At 44.6% G+C, this 19,667-nt stretch carries 20 protein-coding genes; 13 read left to right on the top strand and 7 right to left on the bottom strand.

What is annotated here, in order from left to right:
* Positions 1 to 13: 13 nt before the first annotated feature.
* The 12 genes from hemA (at position 14) to F8C76_RS12960 (ending at position 10,751) form a co-directional block, all read left to right on the top strand.
* The gene (gene hemA / locus F8C76_RS13015; RefSeq protein ID WP_152132156.1) at positions 14 to 1,270 is read left to right on the top strand and encodes a glutamyl-tRNA reductase; all 1,257 of its coding nucleotides are present in this window, start codon (positions 14 to 16) and stop codon (positions 1,268 to 1,270) included.
* Positions 1,267 to 2,193 (top strand): hydroxymethylbilane synthase, encoded by a 927-nt coding sequence (gene hemC / locus F8C76_RS13010; protein ID WP_152132154.1) that lies wholly within the window; start codon positions 1,267 to 1,269, stop codon positions 2,191 to 2,193. The genes hemA and hemC overlap by 4 nt, the downstream gene beginning before the upstream one ends.
* Positions 2,171 to 2,836 carry a uroporphyrinogen-III synthase gene (locus F8C76_RS13005; RefSeq protein WP_152132152.1) on the top strand — a complete coding sequence of 222 codons (666 nt, stop codon included), beginning with the start codon at positions 2,171 to 2,173 and terminating at the stop codon, positions 2,834 to 2,836. Before hemC ends, F8C76_RS13005 begins: the two co-directional genes overlap by 23 nt.
* The gene (gene hemE, locus F8C76_RS13000; RefSeq protein ID WP_129654011.1) at positions 2,829 to 3,854 is read left to right on the top strand and encodes a uroporphyrinogen decarboxylase; all 1,026 of its coding nucleotides are present in this window, start codon (positions 2,829 to 2,831) and stop codon (positions 3,852 to 3,854) included. The genes F8C76_RS13005 and hemE overlap by 8 nt, the downstream gene beginning before the upstream one ends.
* Before the next feature lie 62 nt (positions 3,855 to 3,916).
* Positions 3,917 to 4,342, top strand: a complete 426-nt coding sequence (locus tag F8C76_RS12995) for a DUF6973 domain-containing protein (RefSeq protein WP_152132150.1) — start codon at positions 3,917 to 3,919, stop codon at positions 4,340 to 4,342.
* On the top strand, positions 4,339 to 5,241 hold the full coding sequence (gene hemF, locus F8C76_RS12990; protein ID WP_152132148.1) for an oxygen-dependent coproporphyrinogen oxidase: 903 nt from the start codon (positions 4,339 to 4,341) through the stop codon (positions 5,239 to 5,241). Before F8C76_RS12995 ends, hemF begins: the two co-directional genes overlap by 4 nt.
* A gap of 27 nt (positions 5,242 to 5,268) precedes the next feature.
* Positions 5,269 to 6,057 (top strand): PhzF family phenazine biosynthesis protein, encoded by a 789-nt coding sequence (locus F8C76_RS12985; protein WP_152132146.1) that lies wholly within the window; start codon positions 5,269 to 5,271, stop codon positions 6,055 to 6,057.
* Positions 6,058 to 6,065: 8 nt separating this feature from the next.
* Positions 6,066 to 7,055, top strand: a complete 990-nt coding sequence (gene hemB / locus F8C76_RS12980; protein WP_152132144.1) for a porphobilinogen synthase — start codon at positions 6,066 to 6,068, stop codon at positions 7,053 to 7,055.
* A gap of 38 nt (positions 7,056 to 7,093) precedes the next feature.
* Positions 7,094 to 8,401, top strand: coding sequence for a serine hydrolase domain-containing protein (locus F8C76_RS12975; RefSeq protein WP_152132143.1), 1,308 nt, complete (start codon positions 7,094 to 7,096; stop codon positions 8,399 to 8,401).
* A gap of 35 nt (positions 8,402 to 8,436) precedes the next feature.
* On the top strand, positions 8,437 to 9,558 hold the full coding sequence (locus tag F8C76_RS12970; protein ID WP_152132141.1) for a CNNM domain-containing protein: 1,122 nt from the start codon (positions 8,437 to 8,439) through the stop codon (positions 9,556 to 9,558).
* On the top strand, positions 9,558 to 10,028 hold the full coding sequence (locus tag F8C76_RS12965; protein ID WP_152132139.1) for a methylated-DNA--[protein]-cysteine S-methyltransferase: 471 nt from the start codon (positions 9,558 to 9,560) through the stop codon (positions 10,026 to 10,028). The genes F8C76_RS12970 and F8C76_RS12965 overlap by 1 nt, the downstream gene beginning before the upstream one ends.
* A gap of 9 nt (positions 10,029 to 10,037) precedes the next feature.
* The gene (locus F8C76_RS12960; protein WP_152132137.1) at positions 10,038 to 10,751 is read left to right on the top strand and encodes a 3'-5' exonuclease; all 714 of its coding nucleotides are present in this window, start codon (positions 10,038 to 10,040) and stop codon (positions 10,749 to 10,751) included.
* An 82-nt stretch (positions 10,752 to 10,833) separates the two neighbouring features.
* On the opposite strand, the gene F8C76_RS12955 is transcribed toward F8C76_RS12960, so the two are convergent.
* Positions 10,834 to 13,032: a S8 family serine peptidase gene (locus F8C76_RS12955; RefSeq protein ID WP_152132135.1), complete on the bottom strand. Its 2,199-nt coding sequence runs from the start codon at positions 13,030 to 13,032 to the stop codon at positions 10,834 to 10,836.
* Positions 13,033 to 13,186: 154 nt separating this feature from the next.
* Complete coding sequence (locus F8C76_RS12950; RefSeq protein ID WP_152132133.1) at positions 13,187 to 14,134, bottom strand: endonuclease/exonuclease/phosphatase family protein; 948 nt, start codon at positions 14,132 to 14,134, stop codon at positions 13,187 to 13,189.
* A gap of 95 nt (positions 14,135 to 14,229) precedes the next feature.
* On the opposite strand from F8C76_RS12950, the gene hflX reads away from it, so the two are divergent.
* Positions 14,230 to 15,441 (top strand): GTPase HflX, encoded by a 1,212-nt coding sequence (hflX, locus tag F8C76_RS12945; RefSeq protein ID WP_152132131.1) that lies wholly within the window; start codon positions 14,230 to 14,232, stop codon positions 15,439 to 15,441.
* Between the two features lie 276 nt (positions 15,442 to 15,717).
* On the opposite strand, the gene F8C76_RS12940 is transcribed toward hflX, so the two are convergent.
* The 5 genes from F8C76_RS12940 to F8C76_RS12920 all read right to left on the bottom strand — a co-directional run bounded on the left by F8C76_RS12940 (position 15,718) and on the right by F8C76_RS12920 (position 19,655).
* Positions 15,718 to 16,650 (bottom strand): DUF3078 domain-containing protein, encoded by a 933-nt coding sequence (locus F8C76_RS12940; protein ID WP_152132129.1) that lies wholly within the window; start codon positions 16,648 to 16,650, stop codon positions 15,718 to 15,720.
* Between the two features lie 367 nt (positions 16,651 to 17,017).
* Positions 17,018 to 17,524, bottom strand: coding sequence for a DUF2480 family protein (locus tag F8C76_RS12935; protein ID WP_152132882.1), 507 nt, complete (start codon positions 17,522 to 17,524; stop codon positions 17,018 to 17,020).
* 73 nt (positions 17,525 to 17,597) lie between these two features.
* Positions 17,598 to 17,927: a DUF59 domain-containing protein gene (locus F8C76_RS12930; RefSeq protein WP_129653995.1), complete on the bottom strand. Its 330-nt coding sequence runs from the start codon at positions 17,925 to 17,927 to the stop codon at positions 17,598 to 17,600.
* Positions 17,928 to 17,933: 6 nt separating this feature from the next.
* Positions 17,934 to 18,356: a SufE family protein gene (locus tag F8C76_RS12925; protein WP_152132128.1), complete on the bottom strand. Its 423-nt coding sequence runs from the start codon at positions 18,354 to 18,356 to the stop codon at positions 17,934 to 17,936.
* Between the two features lie 72 nt (positions 18,357 to 18,428).
* The gene (locus tag F8C76_RS12920) at positions 18,429 to 19,655 is read right to left on the bottom strand and encodes an aminotransferase class V-fold PLP-dependent enzyme (RefSeq protein ID WP_152132126.1); all 1,227 of its coding nucleotides are present in this window, start codon (positions 19,653 to 19,655) and stop codon (positions 18,429 to 18,431) included.
* Positions 19,656 to 19,667 lie beyond the last annotated feature (12 nt).

Here is a 19,667-nt window from a genome sequence, read left to right as displayed (position 1 = left end):
ATTTTTATCCTTTATGAGGAATTACAACATTTCCAAACATAATTCCTTCTACGCCATTGGGCTGAGCTATAAGAAGGCAGATGCTGAGGTACGTGGGAAGTTTAGCCTTGATGTTCCGGCCATAGACCATATTCTGGCAAAGGCCAAGGAGCTTGGTATTGATGGCCTATTGGCCATTTCCACCTGCAACCGGACCGAACTATATGGTTTTGCCCAACATCCCTACCAACTTATAAAATTGCTTTGTGACCAAACACAGGGCACCGTGGAAGAGTTTCAAGAGGTAGCCTATGTCTACAAAAACCATGAGGCCATTTCCCATATGTTCAAGGTAGGCACAGGATTGGATAGCCAAATTTTGGGTGATTTTGAAATCATAAGCCAAATCAAACAAGGTTTTTATCGCGCCAAAAAACAAGACATGGCCAATCCCTTTTTGGAACGGCTTTGCAATGCCGTGATCCAGGCCAGTAAACGCATCAAAACCGAAACCGAACTCTCTTCTGGAGCCACGTCGGTGGCCTTTGCCTCAGTAAAGTATATTTTGGACAACGTCCCCGACATTTCAGAAAAGAACATTTTACTTTTTGGAACGGGAAAAATCGGGAGAAATACCTGCGAGAACCTCATTAAACATTCCAACAACCACCATATTACCTTGATCAATCGGACCCGGGCAAAAGCAGAGGATATTGCTGGAAAGTTCCATTTGACGGTAAAGGACTATGGTGATTTACAGACCGAAATACGCAAAGCGGACATCCTTGTGGTAGCCACTGGGGCGCAGTTGCCCACCGTGTCCAAGGCCTTGATCTATCCCAAGAAACCCCTTCTGATCTTGGACCTTTCCGTACCCAAAAATGTTGCGGACGATGTTTTGGAGCTGAACAATGTTTCCTTAGTGCATTTGGACCAACTTTCCCAAATCACCGATGAAGCCTTGGCGAAAAGGAAGGAATATGTCCCCAAAGCCGAAGCGATTATTGAACAGGTAAAAAAAGACTTTTTAAAGTGGTTGGAAACCCGAAAGTTTGCTCCTGTCATCAACGCGCTCAAGGAAAAGCTAAAAACCATGAAAGCCGAGGAAATCGACTTTCATTCCAAAAAAATGGATGACTTCAACCAAGATCAGGCCGAAATCATATCGGACAGGATCATCCAAAAAATCACCAAACAGTTTGCCAACCACCTGAAAAGTTCCGAAGTGGATACCGAGGACAGTCTGGAACTTATCCAGAAAGTCTTTCAGCTAGAAATCGATTCAAAATGAGCAAGATCATACGAATTGGGACCCGCGATAGTGAATTGGCACTGTGGCAAGCCACCACCGTACAGCAAAAACTCGAGGAATTGGGGTACGATACCTCATTGGTTCCGATAAAGTCCACGGGGGATGAAATATTGGACAAACCCTTGTACGAATTGGGAATCACCGGCATTTTTACCAAAACTTTGGATATTGCCCTATTGAAAGGGCAAATAGATATTGCCGTACACTCCATGAAGGATGTTCCCACCCAATTGCCAAAAGGTATCGTCCAGGTTGCCGTATTGGAGCGTGCCATTACCCACGATATTTTGGTGCACAAGGGATTGAACTTTTTGGAATCCGATGCCCCTGCTACCATTGCTACCGGTAGTTTGCGCAGAAAAGCCCAATGGCTGAACAAATACCCTCATCATACTGTGGTGGATTTACGGGGAAACGTAAATACCCGATTGTTGAAACTGATTGAGAACGACTGGAACGGTGCCATTTTTGCCCAAGCCGGATTGGAACGCATTAAATTGCTGCCCAAAGATGCCCTGCAATTGGATTGGATGATTCCTGCCCCCGCACAAGGTGCCATGGTGGTCGTGGCCAAAGAAGAGGACACCTTTTCAAGAGAAGCACTCACCAAACTAAATCATATGGAATCTGAAGCGGCCACAACGATTGAACGGGAGTTTTTACGGACTTTGGAAGGAGGCTGCACCGCTCCTATTGGTGCTTTGACACAAATAAAAGAACAAACAGTATATTTTGAAGGGGTTCTTTTTTCATTGGATGGAAAACAAAAAATCACCATCAACAAAAGTGTTCCCTTGAACCAAGCCAATGGACTGGGAGAGCAATGTGCCAAAGAGGTCTTACAGCGAGGTGGTGATAAATTGATGCAGGAAATTAGAAATGAAAACAGTGCTCTCCACTAAAAAACTAAGCTCCCCGCAAAAGGAATTGTTCCTCAATTCAGGTTTGGGGTTGGTGGAGTACGATGCACTTCAAATTGAATTTTTGGATGTAGATATTCCTTTGGAATACACCCACTATATCCTTACCAGTAAAAATTCGGTCAAGGCTTTCATTAAAAGAATTGAAAACCGGGACACCTCCAATTTTCAGGTCTTTTGTGTTGGTGAAAAAACCAAAGCCCTTTTGGAAGAGAATGGGCTGAGGGTAGTAAAAATGGCCGAATACGCCTCGGAATTGGCCCAATATATCATAAAGGAGCATCACAATGATGCCTTTTTGTTTTTATCCGGAAATCAAAGAAGGGATACCCTGCCAAAAGCACTAACTGAAAATAACATTCGGTATAAAGAGGTGGTGGTGTACAAAACCCATTTAGTACCAAGGGCTTTTCAAAGGGATTTTGACGGCATCCTGTTCTTTAGCCCAAGTGGCATCAGAAGCTATCTTTTGAAGAATTCCATTGGTAGTAGTACCCTTTTCTGTATTGGTACTACTACGGCCGATGAGGCCAAAAAACATTCAGACCATATTGTAATAGCCAATAAACCGACCGTGGAAAACGTGTTGGTCCAGGCCATAAACCATTTTACAAGACATGATTAAAAACGATTTGTTCCTAAGAGCTTTGAAGGGTGAAACTGTTGAGCGTCCACCCGTATGGATGATGCGCCAAGCTGGGCGTTACCTTCCTGAATTTATGGAACTCAAACATAAATACGATTTCTTTACCCGATGCCAGACTCCCGAGTTGGCTTCCGAAATTACCGTGCAGCCCATTCGGCGATATGGAATGGATGCGGCCATCCTTTTCAGTGATATCTTGGTGATTCCACAAGCCATGGACATTGAAGTGGAGATGAAACCGAACTTTGGCCCCTACCTCCCAAACCCCATACGCTCCAAAGAAGATTTGGAAAAGGTTATCGTCCCGGATATTCAGGACACCTTGGGTTATGTGATGGAGGCCATTACCCTGACCAAGGAAAAGTTGAATGATGAAATCCCTCTTATCGGTTTTGCCGGCTCTCCTTGGACCATTCTCTGCTATTGTGTGGAAGGTCAAGGAAGCAAAAGTTTCGATAAGGCCCGGGGACTCTGCTTTTCCCAACCGGAAGTGGCCCATCAACTGCTTCAAAAGATAACAGACACCACGATTGCCTACCTTAAGGCCAAAGTAGAAGCAGGTGTGAACGCTGTCCAAGTTTTCGATTCGTGGGGCGGCATGCTCTCCCCTACCGATTACCAAGAATTCTCCTGGCCGTACATTCAACAGATCGTTGATGCATTGAAAGATTTGGCCCCAGTCATCGTTTTTGGCAAAGGGTGTTGGTTCGCATTAAAAGAAATGGCGAAATCCGGTGCTTCTGCCGTTGGTGTGGATTGGACCTGCTCGGCCCAAAATGCACGTTACCTCACCGGAGGGAACATTACCCTACAAGGAAATTTTGACCCTGCTCGTTTGCTTTCCCCTCCAGCTGAAATCAAAAAGAGGGTTACCCAAATGATCAATGAATTTGGGAAAGACAAATATATTGTCAACTTAGGACATGGCATCCTTCCCAATATACCATTGGAAAATGCCAAAGCATTCATAGATGCCGTAAAAGAATATAAGGCGTGAACCCAATAGCGGTACTGAAACGGGTAGACTTTAAAAATATACTTAAAGTTATATTCATTGGGATGAGTCACCCGCTTTTCATTGTACCTACGATTCGAGCCACCAAGGATTGCATCCGCATATCAGCGGACAACTATGGCCGATTACATCATGAAAATGGTCCAGCCAATGCATTCAGACATGCCCTTTGGAACTATTTGATTGCCAAAAGATGTTTTCGAATACGGCACGACAAGGATTCCGTTTTGCAGTGGGCAGAAAAAATTACGGATTGGCATGAACACGCTTTTCCAAATACAGAATTGGCCAAAACTATGGATTTTCATAACAATGCCGTGGGAAGGTTGGTATTTCGGGAAAATCCCGAAAAAACGGAAAGTGAAATCATTGAACTGTTGAAATCCATGACCCTGGTTTCGGTCAAAATCGATTCTAATACCAAGCTTGCAAGCTTAAAAACACAATTCATACATATACTCGATCAATGAAGGACAAATTCTACGATTATATCCAGAAACTACAAGATACCATCACCACAAAACTTGAAGAGGTGGATGGAAAAGCCAAATTTCAACAGGACATTTGGAAACGCCCCGAAGGCGGTGGTGGAAGGACCCGTGTCATTGAAAATGGAAATGTATTTGAAAAGGGTGGGGTGAACATTTCCAAAGTATACGGTGAACTTCCCAAAAGCATGCAGCAGTATTTTGGTGTGGAAGATGCGGATTTTTTTGCCTGTGGACTCAGTTTGGTCATCCATCCCAAGAGTCCCATGGTACCTACCGTACATGCCAACTGGCGCTATTTTGAGATGTACAATAAAAATGGGGATATCGTGAACCAATGGTTTGGTGGCGGTCAGGACCTGACCCCCTATTATCTGTTTGAGGAAGATGCCCAACATTTTCACCGAACCTGTAAAAATGCCTGTGACGCCCATAATCCAGAATTTTATCCCACTTATAAAAAGAGATGCGATGACTATTTCTGGAATACCCATCGTAATGAGGCAAGGGGGATTGGCGGTCTCTTTTTTGACTATTGCAAAGCAACGGAAACCATGACCATGGAAGATTGGTATAACTATGTCACCGAGGTTGGGGATAGTTTTTTGGATGCCTATGTACCAATCGTTACAAAAAGAAAAGAGCTGCCCTATTCCCAAGAACAGCGGGATTGGCAGGAAATTAGACGGGGAAGATATGTAGAATTTAATCTGGTTCATGATAAAGGAACGCTCTTTGGTCTGCGCACCAATGGCCGCATCGAGAGTATTTTGATGAGTCTCCCTCCCCATGTGCAATGGAGGTATGACCATCATCCGGAAAAAGGGAGTCAAGAAGAACAATTAATTGAGGTGCTGCAACATCCAAAAAATTGGGTTTAATGTGTAGCTTTGTTTGAAACCAAACCCATGAAACAGAAAATATATCAGGTCGATGCTTTTACCGATCATCCTTTCGGTGGTAATCCTGCAGCAGTTTGCATTTTGGAAGCGTGGCTCGACACGTCTCTTATGCAAAGTATCGCAGAAGAAAACAATCTGGCCGAAACTGCATTTGCTGTTCGTAAAGATAAGGGGTATGAGTTACGTTGGTTCACTCCAGAAACCGAGGTTGATTTATGCGGCCATGCCACTTTGGCCACGGCATATGTTCTGTTCAACTATTACAATCACAACGAAAAAACCATTCGGTTTTATTCTCCCAGAAGTGGGGAATTGAACGTGGAAAAAACTACCAATGGCTGGATGACCTTGGATTTTCCCACCGACCCAATAGTGGCCATTCGGAACAATAGGGAATTGGACAATGCCATTGGGCTGACTCCAATAAAAACCTTTAAGGGAAAAACGGATTTTATGATGGTCTACAGCTCCCAACAAGAAGTGGAGGCCATTACTCCCAACCTGCATTTGTTGAACCAGTTGGATTGTAGAGGGGTAATTGTTACGGCACCGGGCCAAGAAGTGGATTTCATCTCCCGATTCTTCGCCCCACAATGTGGCATTCCTGAAGATCCCGTTACAGGGTCGGCACACACGTCACTTACCCCGTATTGGTACGAAGTGTTGGGCAAAAGCAAAATGACCGCCAAACAGCTCTCCAAACGAGGAGGGGACTTAATCTGTGAATATTTAGGGGGCCGGGTGAAAATTTCCGGCAAAGTGGCTCCCTACCTATCCGGTGAAATTGAAATTTAAATATCAGTATGTATCCATTGATCAGAAATAGAAGACTACGTGCCTCCGAGTCCATCCGAAGATTGGTTCGGGAAACTTTGGTGACCCCAGACGACTTTCTAGTGCCCCTTTTTGTGGTGGAAGGCAAAGGTGTCAAAGAAGAAATTGCTTCCATGCCCAATTATTTTAGGTTGAGTTTGGACAATCTGGAAAAAGAAGTCAAAGAACTTTGGAAAATGGGACTTTGCTCCGTGTTGCTTTTTGTTAAGGTCGATGAAAAACTTAAAGACAACAAAGGTACAGAGGCCATCAACCCAAATGGATTGATGCAAAGGGCGATAAAGACCGTCAAAAATGCCTGCCCACAGATGTTGGTGATGACCGATGTGGCGTTGGACCCGTTCTCATCCTATGGCCATGATGGGATTGTGGCCGAAGGGCAGATCCTCAATGACGAAACTGCAGAGGTTTTGGCCGAAATGAGCGTATCCCATGCGCAGGCTGGAGCCGACTTTGTGGCCCCCAGCGATATGATGGATGGGCGTATCCTCACCATTCGGGAAGCATTGGAAGATGAGGGGTTCCAAAATACAGGGATCATGAGCTATTCCGCCAAATATGCCAGTGCCTATTACGGTCCGTTCCGGGATGCCCTGGATTCAGCTCCTGTGGATATTGCCAACGTGCCCAAGGACAAAAAGACCTATCAAATGGATTTTGCCAATAGGCTGGAGGCCATCCGCGAAACCCAAATGGACATAGATGAAGGTGCCGATATTGTGATGGTAAAGCCGGGTCTACCCTATCTGGACATTGTTCGGGATATAAAAAATGAAGTGGATGTGCCCATTGCCGTTTATCAAGTATCCGGGGAATACGCCATGATCAAAGCGGCCGCGGAAAAAGGCTGGCTAGACCATGATGCCGTAATGCTGGAACAATTGACTGCCATTAAACGGGCGGGAGCAAGCATCATTGCCAGTTATTTTGCTAAAGACTTTATCCGTACCTTGGGATGATTCAAAAAATACGTACAACCAACCATACTAACTAACTCATGAAAAACCTCTTTGCATTCTGTTTTTGTTTTCTTTTTGTTTCAACCAGCCTTCTTGCCCAACAAAATCTAATTCATGCCCTTCCCTCAAAATTGGGATTGGATGAAGCCTACATCAACCAAAAAGTGGATTCCATCATGGAACTTGGCATAAAAGACCAAGCCTTCCCAGGCGCCCAAGTGTTGGTCGCCAAAAACGATACCGTTGTCTTCCACAAGGCATACGGATACCACACCTATGATAGTGTGCAACCCGTTGCCCTGAACGACCTCTACGATTTGGCATCCGTTACTAAAATCTTGGGGCCATTGCCTGCTTTGATGAAATTGGTGGACGAAGGCAAACTTGATTTGGATGTCCCATTTAGCAACTACTGGCCCTCATGGAAAAAACATAAGGATAAAAAAGATTTGACCCTTCGTGAAATTTTGAGTCACCAGGCCGGTTTGGTGCCCTACATTGTCTTCTTGGAGAAAGTCATGCGGAAGAACGGGAAGATAAAGCGGCGATTTGTCAGGGACACCCCAAGTGAAAAATTTCAGCAACAAGTGTATGAGAACCTATTCATCAGCGATCGCTTTGAAGCAAAAATGAACCGCATGATCGATAGGTCTAAGGTTTCCGATGAAAAAAAATACGTGTACTCAGGGCTTACCTTCCTTATCTATCCGAGATTGATAGAACAACTTACAGGTGTAGACTACGAAACTTATCTGGATCAGAATTTCTATAAACCTTTGGGCTGTTACACTTTGGGTTACAACCCTAGCAAAAAGAACTATGTCAATGACATTGTCCCTACAGAAAACGACAGTGTGTTCAGAAAAACCTTCGTCAAAGGTTGGGTCCATGATGAAAACGCCTCCCTTAAAGGTGGGGTATCCGGAAATGCCGGTTTGTTTGGCAGCGCGGATGACTTGGCCAAAATCATGATGTTTTATGAAAATTATGGTGCCATAGGAGACAAGCAAATTATCTCCAAGGAAGTGGTTAAAGAGTTTGGTAGGGTCCAATATCCCGATAACGATAACCGAAGGGGACTCGGTTTCGACAAGCCATTGCTAGACAACTCTGAACGTACTTTGGAAAAAGCCTATCCCTCTCCCTTGTCCAGTCCCAACAGTTTTGGGCATTCAGGATTTACAGGGACCTTTGTTTGGGCCGACCCAGATAACAAACTGGTATACATATTTCTGTCCAACAGGGTGTATCCTTCAAGGGAACATAGCCAATTATACCGACTGAATATCCGTACAGCCCTGCAGGATGTATTCTACAAGGCGCAATCCATTTCATCTAAAAATTAAACCGTATTCCGTAACTTGGAGCTTAAGATAAAACTATGGGACTACTAGTATTCTATGCCGTTATTTCCATCTTCTTTTCCTTTTTATGCTCCATTTTGGAGGCGGTACTCCTGAGCATCACACCAACCTTCATCAACTTGAAAAAGCAGGAAGGCAAGGAATATGCCGGCACCTTGGAGGCTCTAAAGAAAGATGTGGACAAACCGTTGATCGCCATTCTTACCCTCAACACCATTGCCCATACCGTTGGCGCCATATTGGTGGGGGTACAGGCCAAGGTGGCCTATGCCGATCTTTACGGGACCACAAAGCAAAGCATACTAGGGTTTGAGTTTACGGAAGACCTCATGGTAGGAATTGTGTCCACCCTAATGACCATCTTGATCTTGGTGGCTTCGGAAATCATTCCCAAGACCATTGGGGCCACCTATTGGAAACAATTGGCCAACTTTACCAGCAAAGCCCTTAGCACGATGGTATTTGCCCTTAAATGGACCGGATTACTATGGATATTACAACTATTCACCAAGTTAATTGGAGCCAAGGGAGAGCATGGCAGTGTACTGAGCCGCGAAGATTTTACCGCCATGACCGAAATTGCCCATGAAGAAGGCGTTTTTCATGAATCGGAATCCAAGGTTATCAAGAACCTCCTCAAGTTTGATGAGATATTGGCCAAGGATGTGATGACGCCAAGAACAGTAATGAAAATAGCTTCGGAGGACATGACCATCAAGGAATTTTTTGATGCGAACCGTCCTTTGCGTTTTTCAAGGATTCCGCTCTACAAAGATCGCATGGACAACATCACGGGCTTTTTCCTTAAAGATGAGCTTATGGAAGCTATCATCAATAAAAAAGGTAGTCAGACGCTTTCAGAATTAAAGCGCGAAATCTTGGTTACCAATAGAACCAAGCCCATTCCTGAATTATTTGACAGGTTGGTGAAGCAACGGGAGCATGTTTCCTTAGTGGTGGACGAATATGGTTCGGTAAGTGGGTTAGTGACCATGGAGGATGTGATTGAAACGCTTCTTGGATTGGAGATCATGGATGAAAGTGACAACGTGGAAGACCTTCAATCCCTGGCCAGAAAGAATTGGCACAAACGCGCTCAACGTTTGGGCATTATTGAAGATGAAGATGAGGTAGAATAATGGAAACTACTTATTTACAAACACCTATAGGTTATGCGGAATTTCAAGGTGATGAGAATGGGCTTGCTTCCGTGTCTGTGTTTGATGAAATAAAACCTATTGGTATAATTCCTGAAGTGTTGGAAGATGCCGTCTACCAATTCAAGGAATATTTTGAGGGTTCCCGAAAGGGATTTGACCTAAAACTGAATCCTTCCGGAACCGATTTTCAAAAAAAGGTTTGGGATGCCCTTCTTGAAATCCCATTTGGAAAAACCATTTCTTATTTGGAACTTTCCAAAAGACTAGGCGATGTAAAAGCCATTCGTGCAGTAGCCTCGGCCAATGGCAAAAATCCTCTTTGGATTGTGGTTCCCTGTCATCGCGTCATTGGGACCAACGGAGACCTCACTGGATATGCAGGTGGACTGCATAGAAAAAAATGGTTATTGGAACATGAGAGTCCTGCAAAGCAGACCACTCTTTTTTAATACGCTACCATGCTTTATAAACTTAACCTAGAGAATATCCTCTTTTTGGATATCGAGACCGTACCCCAAAATCCGAGTTTCCCCAATTTGGATGAAAAAACACAATTGCTCTGGGAGCAAAAAACACAATACCAACGAAAGGACGAAATCAGTGCCGAGGACTTTTATGAACGGGCCGGAATTTGGGCCGAATTCGGAAAAATCGTTTGCATTTCGGTTGGGTATTTTGTCATCAAGGGAGAGACCAGAAGCTTTAGGGTAACTTCCTTTCATGGGGAGGAGACCCACATCTTAAAACAGTTCAAACAATTGCTGAAAGACCATTTCAGTCAAACCAAACATCTGCTGTGCGCACACAACGGCAAGGAGTTCGACTTTCCCTACATTGCCCGTCGTATGGTCATCAACAGCATAAACCTTCCTTATAAATTGGACTTGTTCGGCAAAAAACCATGGGAAGTACCCCATCTGGACACTATGGAACTCTGGAAATTCGGAGACTATAAACACTACACCTCTTTAAAACTACTGGCCCACATTCTCGGGATTCCGTCTCCTAAAGAGGACATGGATGGCAGTATGGTAAAAGATGTCTACTACAAGGACAAGGATATTGATAGGATCATCTCCTATTGCGAATTGGATGTGGTGACCACGGCCCAGGTATTTCTGAGGTTACGGAACGAGGAGTTGCTTTCCCAGGATGAAATCAAAAAAGTATGATGGGCAATAGAAAGAGCTTTATGATCCACTTTGCCCTTCTTGTCTTGGACTCTATTAAATTTTGATTAAATGTCCATAGACATTAGTTTTTGTAAAATTTGGTGCTTCTGATACCGGCATAATCCTGTACCACCAAAACATATAGACCGGAAGCCAGTGCAGAGACATTGATGGTTCCTGCCACTTTTCCCCTTTCAATGATGTTCCCAGATGTGGTCACTATGGAATATTCGGCATCCGGGGACAATTCCGATTGTAGGGCCAAATAATTTACTGCAGGATTGGGATACACCTGTATTTGAAAATCTTGGGCATAGGTCAAAGGCTCATACACCATTGCTTCTGTATCTTCTCCATTGAATTCGAACTGGAAGAGTTCTGAAAATTCAGAAACCGCATTTTCGGTACAAATAGAACGGATTCGGGATTCATACACCGTCCCGACTTCCAAATGGGAGAGTTCAAATTGATTGTCCCAAAGAAGTTCAGTAGTCCATTCATCCTTGTCAATGGCCTTATACTGAACCTCAAAAAGAGTTTCATTCGCATTGGACCATGAAATGGTCGAACTTGTATCCGTGGATGAAATCAATTCCACATTGGATGGCGTTTCAATGGAACACTGCGAAACCTGCGCCCCGGAAACAATCAATGAGAAATCTTGGAACCCATTGGTCAGATTACCCTTATGGGTAACCGTGATGGTATATTGTCCGTTGGAGTTTCCTATTTCAATTCGCTCATAGGGATCCACTGTATTATCTCCTTTTGTGGCCGCGTTGTTGGCCTTGGCAGGATTCAATTTCCATGGATAGTAGGTTTCTCCAGACTTGGTGATCCTGATGTCCAAATCGTTGGTAAGAGCAGCGGTGGCATTGTTCAACTCTCCCCTATTGATGTAATTTCCCTCAGGGTCGGTCCAGGAAATGGAAGCCATTAGAGGCTCCGTACCATTGGCCGTAACCGTAATGGAAAAGGTTTCTCCATTGGTCAAGCTTTCTTCATTGATCAAGGCAGTAAACTCTTTATTCTGTAATACCTCGGCAGCCGTCTTGGCGTTCATTACCCCCCAGCCCATTTTGTAATCGGGACCTTGGTCATTTACATCATCCGCAGTATGCAGGGCAAGACCTTTCAAGGTAGCCGCTTTCATATAAGAACCATACAGCTCTTCATGATATTGCTGCAACAACAAAAGAGATCCGGTAACCCCTGGCGCCGCCATGGAAGTCCCGGCAGAAAGTTGGTAGCTGGAATTGGTTTCGGAACTAGCCGAAAGAATATTGGATCCATCCCCGGCCAAATCTGGTTTTATACGGCCGTCATCCACAGGACCAAAGCTGCTGTACCCAGCAACCGTAGCCTCCTTCAATTCGCCTTTGCTACCAATTTCAGTATTGGCACCTGCTATGGTGAGTCCATTCTTGGCTACCGTAAACCCAAGCAAAAGGTCAAAGCCGTCCGCTGTGCTACCAAAATTTGGAGTGGCGTTGTCATACGATTTCTGATTGTTCCCCGCAGCTGTCACCATTAAATAGTAAGGTGCGTTGTACATGATTCGGTCCCAATCCTGGGAAACTTTTATGTAAGACCCAAAGTACCAGTCTGGCACCCGGTCTGAAAGTATTCCGTAGGAATGGTTGCTCAACAAAAGTCCATTGGCAGCCGCTTCGGCCACTTCGATTTTGTCACGGGTCCAATCGTGGGTCATGGCCTGTGCGCCATACGCCACTCCCTTTGCACTAGGCTCCACCCCGGATGCGATAAGATTTCCGGTCACCAAAGTGGCATGTAGGCTTACTTCGTCCGTGTTATCCGAATTCATGGCCCTAGAATCAAACTCCTGATGGCTGGTCAATGCCACCCCGGCATCCCAAACCCCTACTTGCATTCCAGTGCCGTTCAAGCCAAGGTTCATAAGGCCATCTGCATACAACGTATAGGCCCTTGCTGTCTTGGTCGATGGATCGCTCAAAGTCGTATAGTAAAGTGGAGTGCCATCGGAACCGATATCCTTAAGGGCTATATGGCCTCCGTTAACCGATTTTTCAGATTTCTTCCATCCTTTATTGGATTGAAGAAGCTGGTTTATTTTCAAGGTCTTGGATTGATGCTCCTGTTCCATTTCGGAAATCAGCGTTGCCATTTTTCCTTGGTTGTATGTAGCTTTTATCTGTTCCTTTGCTTTTTTGGATTGCCCCATTACAATAGAAACGCCTAGAAGGGAAAAGATAAGGGGGAGAAGAATTCCTGTAGCCCGAATAGGTCTTTTGTAGTCCATGTTGATTTTATGGTAAGATTTGGACTACGAATATATTAGCGAACCTCAACATCCTCGATAAAAACCGTGGTTTTTTCGATGAAATGCACACTCCTTTTCGCAAAGGTGTTGTGAAAATTCACTTTTGCGTTGTGTAGTATTTTTCCTAGTACAATTATAGGTTTTCCTCCAGCACCACGTATACTGGAAAATGATCGCTGTACCCTCCTAAATATTTTTCCCCGGCATAGGTCCTAAATGGGTTGCCCTTGTACTTCCCTTTCCATTCCTGGAGGAATTTTGGAGCAAACACTTCAGCCTTTATGAAGCTATGGGTACCTACTCCATAGTCCAAAAAAGTGTGCGAAAGTATCACCTGGTCAAAGAGGCTCCATTCCCCCCTGTAGTTCGCACTTCCGGAAAAGGGAGATAATAGCTTTTTCATTGGATTGATAAATCGGCCTGTTTCCATCAAGGTCTGTATACTTTCGGAATTGGGATCGTCATTAAAATCCCCCATGATCATACAATTCGGATTATCTTCTTCAAGAGTTTCCAATTTATGCAGAATGGTCTCGGCCGCCTTTATCCGTTTGTAGCTGGTATCAACATCACCTGTCCTTCGGGAAGGCCAATGGTTTACAAAAACATGGACTACTTCGGCATGGAGCCTCCCGTGAACATATAAAATGTCTCGGGTATAGTCGCGTTCCCCGTTGGTATTGTCCACTAGCAAAGGAATGGTCTCGGCATCCAGCACCGTAAAGTGTTTGCTGTTATAGATCAGTGCCGTATCTATGCCCCGTTCATCCGGGGAATCAAAATGCACAAAATCATAGTCCACTCCTTTCAGTTCCTTGGTGTTGAGCAGCGTTTGGATGACTTGTTTGTTCTCCACTTCGGCAATACCCAACAGCACCGGAGGAACATCGCTATCCTCCATACCTATTTCTGATATGGCCCGGGCTATTTTATGCGCTTTGTTGCTGTACTTGGATTCGTCCCATTCCCTATCCCCGTCCGGAGTAAAGTCATCATCCAGCGAATGGGGATCGTTCTTGGTGTCAAAGAAGTTTTCCAGATTGTAAAAGGCTATGCTATATCGGTTCTTATGGTGATACAATGAATCTTATTTTCTAGTGAAGGATAGTTATAACAAAACCCAAAGTACAAAACCGCTTCCAAAACATTGATTAGATTTGCACTTTAATTGATTGCATGCTAGAAAAGAAAGCCATAGACTACGAAAAAGCGATACTCGTTGGGGTCATCAACCAAAGTCAGGATGAGACCAAAGTGAACGAATATCTGGACGAATTGGAATTTTTGACCTATACCGCTGGAGGCGAGGTGGAAAAACGATTCATCCAACGGGTTGAGGTGCCCAACCCCAAGACCTATATTGGAAGTGGGAAAATGGAAGAGGTGGAGCACTATGTCAAGGAACATGAAATAGGTTCAGTCATCTTTGATGACGAGCTTACCCCGGCCCAACAGAACAATATTGAGAAAATACTGAAATGTAAAATACTGGACCGAACAGGTTTGATCTTGGACATTTTTGCGCAACGCGCCAAGACCAGCTATGCCCGTACCCAAGTGGAACTGGCCCAATACGAATATCTACTCCCACGACTTACGGGGCTTTGGACGCACTTGGAACGACAACGCGGGGGTATTGGTATGCGTGGACCTGGTGAAACTGAGATTGAAACGGATAGACGTATCGTTCGGGACCGCATTGCGCTCCTAAAGAAGAAGCTTACCAAAATAGACCGTCAAATGGAGACCCAACGAGGAAACCGTGGGGCTTTGGTACGGGTAGCTTTGGTAGGATACACCAACGTGGGCAAATCCACCTTGATGAACGTGATCAGTAAAAGCGATGTCTTTGCGGAAAACAAGCTCTTTGCCACGCTGGACACCACGGTACGAAAAGTGGTCATTGGCAACCTCCCATTCCTGTTGAGCGATACGGTAGGGTTTATCCGAAAACTCCCCACCCAATTGGTGGAAAGTTTCAAAAGCACCTTGGATGAGGTCCGTGAGGCTGATCTATTGTTGCATGTGGTGGATATATCGCATCCCAACTTTGAGGAGCATATCGCATCCGTGAACCAAATCTTGGATGAAATCAAAAGTTCAGACAAAAAGACCATTATGGTCTTCAATAAAATCGACCAGCACCATCCAGAGACCATTGATGAGGACGATCTGGTCACAGAGCGCACCTCGGCCCATTTCACCTTGGAGGAATGGAAGAATACCTGGTTCAACAAGATTGGGGATAGAGCCTTGTTCATCTCTGCTTTGAACAAGGAAAATCTGGATGAATTCAGAAAGCGGGTGTACGACGAGGTACGGGACATTCATGTGACCCGTTTTCCGTACAACAACTTTTTATATCCAGAGCACTTGGATGAGTACTAAATCCATCAAGACAATGTGTTGAATTTCCCCGACAAACTACTTCCCAAATAGCGTTCCACCACAGATTTTGGGCAGTTCACAACAAAAGTTTAAAGGATAACCACATAAGAACTACTTTCATCCTGTTTTTAAGCCATTTAGTGTCGACCCTTGATCTTCACATGATCTTAACCTACTTAGACCATGGTCTTAAAAACTGAAAAAATCATATTAGACCCCACAAAAAAGCCCTCATAATGAGGGCTTTTTTTATGTTTTGTATCTATCTGATTTCCTCTAGAACTTATAGCTCAATCCCAAGGTCCAGTAGGTCTGTAATTTGTTGTCAATAGTATCAAACGTGGCATTGGGGTCTGGCGTTGGTGCATTGTTGACCACATAGTTCAAGGTTTCCTGTTTGTTGTTCCTCAAACCAAAATCAAACCCAACTCCGATCATCTTCCATAAGGTATAGCCAAAAGAGTTGGTCCAGGTCCAGTTGCTCAAATCGCTGCTCTCATAACTCTGAAAAAGGGACAGGTTACTCTTAAAGTTCACCGCTCCGATTTTCTTGGTATAATCGGCCACAATCTTGGCTCCCAAGGAGGATTCAAAAATGGTATCCTCACTACTGAACACAAAGTTGTAGTTGAGCGGATGGATCACTACCACCAAATCGGTAATGGGTGTCCATGTGGCCCCGATACCCAAATCGAGATACCCAGGGTCGTTAAAATTGCTCAAAAGGGTGGTCCTATATTCCGCCAAGGTAGATATGGCAAACTTCTCGCTCAGCTTTCTTCCGTACAATGACGAAATATTGAACACGTCAGTTGCCTGTCTGAAACTATCATCATCAGTGGGGTCGTCCTTATCATCCAACTTTACCCAAGCAAGATTCACCGTGGCCGCATTTCTCCAAAAGAATTTCTCTTCTTGAAGATTGGCATATGCATTCACCGTAAAGCCAATATTCCCGGACGAGTTATTGGGAATGCCTTGGGCATACCAATTGTCAAAGTTGGAAAAGTTTCCCCCAATGGTGCCAAAAGCGCCTATTTTCCAACCGGGAAGGGCATCCAACTGGGCCTGCAAGGCATTTACGCGTCCTTGGATCGCGGCAATGGAATCTTTTTTAGGGGCAATCTGGGCTTTTAGTTCCTCTTCGGTCTGGGCCAGAGACGTGGCCAGCACAAAAAATGCCGATAGGGTAAAAAGTAGTTTTTTCATAGTGTATGGAGTTTACTGTTTAGAACCGCAAAAGTAAGAAATGTCACCTATAAATCCGTAGACTTAAAACCATCCCGTTCATTCAAAACCCGCATCCATCAAGTCAAATATACCATGCGTCAATTCACCTCTCCTTTTTTGATTTGGATTGGCTTTCTTGCGCTTTAATGTAAGAGCTGTTCAATGACTTACATTATACCAATTTCATACAGTAAAGGTTTTTTTAGTTTTCATTTTCTTATTTTTTTGATTAAAGAGTCCCCGTATCCGCGGGGATTCTTTGTTTCTCACCAATAGATGGCTTTAAGAAAACAAAAAAGGCCATTAGGCAAACGGACTTCTTGACATTACTAAAAACGATACTGTATTACTTCTTCTTGAAGATTGGCACCGAGGAACAGGCCTCTCCATACATGACACTTTTGGCCACTTGTTGTATTTTGGCCATGGCCATGATATAGGCATTTTCAGGGACAGGTTTATGGGAGCACCCTTTAATGATCACGGGCTTGTCCGCAAATGGGGAAACATCCAGCTGGTCCAATAGGGTTTGGTAGAGTGCGGTTTCCAAGTCTTCCAAGGAGCCCACCACCACTTTTTTTGTATAGGGATTCAATCGTGAGGCCACCAACATATAGGCCCAGCCTGGTACTATGGCATCCGTGGAACAGTTCAGGGCCACATAGGTGTCTTGGTAGACAGACCAATCATGCTCCTCCACATGCATTCTGAATTCCTTCTCACGCAAAATAAAGCCTTCGTGCAACCAGTCTTTGATATCCAATACCCTTCTTTCTCCGGATGGATACAAATCCTCCAGATCAAAAGTGACCAATTGGCTTTGGGCAACCCTATTTACAATTTCCTCTTCCATGCTGTCATCCCTGCGGAAGCAGGAATCTATTAATTTTACGTTTGGATTCCGCATCAAGTGCGGAATGACATTCTTAAAGGAGCCCCAGTTCCAATTTAGCCTCCTCGCTCATCAGTTCCTGGGTCCATGGAGGATCAAAGGTAATCTCCACCTCAACATCCTTCAATTCATCCAAAGACTTTACCTTTTCCTCCACTTCCATCGGCAAACTTTCCGCTACCGGGCAATTGGGCGACGTTAAGGTCATGAGTATCTTCACATCGTAGTCCTCGTTCACGAACACGTCGTAAATCAGACCGAGTTCGTATATGTCCACAGGAATTTCGGGGTCATAAATGGTCTTGAGTACCCTTACGATCTTATCTCCCAAATCTTGTGTATCTATGGTGGTTTCTTCGCTCATTTTCTGCTATTTTAATTGTGTTTGATACGCAACGGCATACAGTTTCAGTTGCTTTACCATGCTCACCAAACCATTGGCTCGCGTTGGCGATAAATGTTCCTTCAATCCAATTTCATCAATAAAGCCCGTATCGGCATCGATGATATCTTGGGGTTTTTGGTTGCTGAACGCCCTGATCAAGATGGCAATGATTCCCTTGGTGATGATGGCATCACTGTCTGCAGTGAAGACCAATTTGTCACCATCCAGTTCGGCATGTACCCAAACCTTACTCTGACACCCTTTGATAAGGTTATCATCCACTTTATATTGTTCATCGATAAGAGGAAGGGATTTTCCCAATTCGATCATGTATTCATAGCGCTGCATCCAGTCATCGAACATGGAGAACTCGTCTATGATCTCTTCCTGTATTTCTTGTATGGTCATGCTTTGGTTTTATTCAAAAATACAACTCGGTCCGTGGCTTATCAAGGATTTAAGATAAAGATAACTACCGGACTATTGCAGCATCCCCTTGGCCCTCTTCACTCCTGCAACCAACTTATCCACCTCATCTTGGGTATTGTAGAAGCTGAAACTGGCCCGTACCGTTCCCGGTATTTTGTAAAAATCCATGATGGGCTGTGCGCAATGGTGCCCTGTTCTAACGGCAATGCCCAACTTGTCCAAAATGGTGCCGATGTCATAAGGGTGTATCCCTTCAATGTTGAAGGAAATCACCGAGGTCTTGTGGGCTGCCGTCCCGTAAATTTTAAGCCCTTCAATGGAAAGCAACTGTTCCGTGGCATATTGGATGAGATCGTCCTCATACTGGGCAATCGCATCAAAACCAAGGTGGTTCATATAATCCAGCGCTGCCCCAAAGGCAATTCCTCCACAAATATTGGGTGTTCCCGCTTCAAACTTATGGGGCAAATCAGCATAAGTAGTCTTTTCAAAAGTGACTTCCGCGATCATCTCCCCACCTCCTTGATAGGGCGGTAGTTTCTTGAGCCATTCCTCCTTACCATAGAGCATCCCTACACCGGTAGGTCCACACATTTTATGGGCGGAAACGGTGTAAAAATCAACATCCAAGGCCTGCAGGTCGGGTTTGATGTGCGCTGCAGCCTGTGCCCCATCGATCAAGACTGCTGCACCTACCTTGTGGGCTGCATCAATAATCTCTTTAATGGGGTTGATGGTCCCCAACGCATTGGATACATGGTTGCAGAACACCAATTTGGTTTTCCCCGAGAGAAGTGCATGGTATTCTTCCATGACCAATTCCCCGTCCAAGTTCATGGGTATCACCTTCAATTGGGCTCCGGTACGCTCACAGAGCATTTGCCATGGCACAATATTGGAATGGTGTTCCATGGCCGATACCAATACCTCATCCCCTTTCTTCAAAAAGGAGGTGAACCCGGTAGCCACCAAGTTAATGGCGTGGGTGGTCCCTGAAGTGAAAATCACCTCATAAGAGTGGGCTATGTTAAAATGTTTCTGAATCTTGTTCCGGGCAATCTCATAAGCATCCGTGGCCTCTTGCGAAAGACTGTGTACTCCACGATGGATATTGGCATTGTAGTTATGGTAATAGTCCACAATCACATCAATCACCTGTTGAGGGGTCTGCGATGTGGCCGCATTGTCCAGATACACCAAAGGTTGTCCATTGACTTCCCGGTTTAAAATGGGAAAATCTTTTCGGATGGCCGCTATGTCCAAAGAGGTCTCTATCATGAAAATTGCCTA

Origin of the sequence: Flagellimonas olearia (assembly GCF_009184425.1) — a bacterium.
GTDB classification, from domain to species: Bacteria; Bacteroidota; Bacteroidia; order Flavobacteriales; family Flavobacteriaceae; genus Flagellimonas; species Flagellimonas olearia.
Note: the sequence above shows the minus strand (reverse complement) of the source record. Positions and strands in the feature narration are given on the sequence as shown.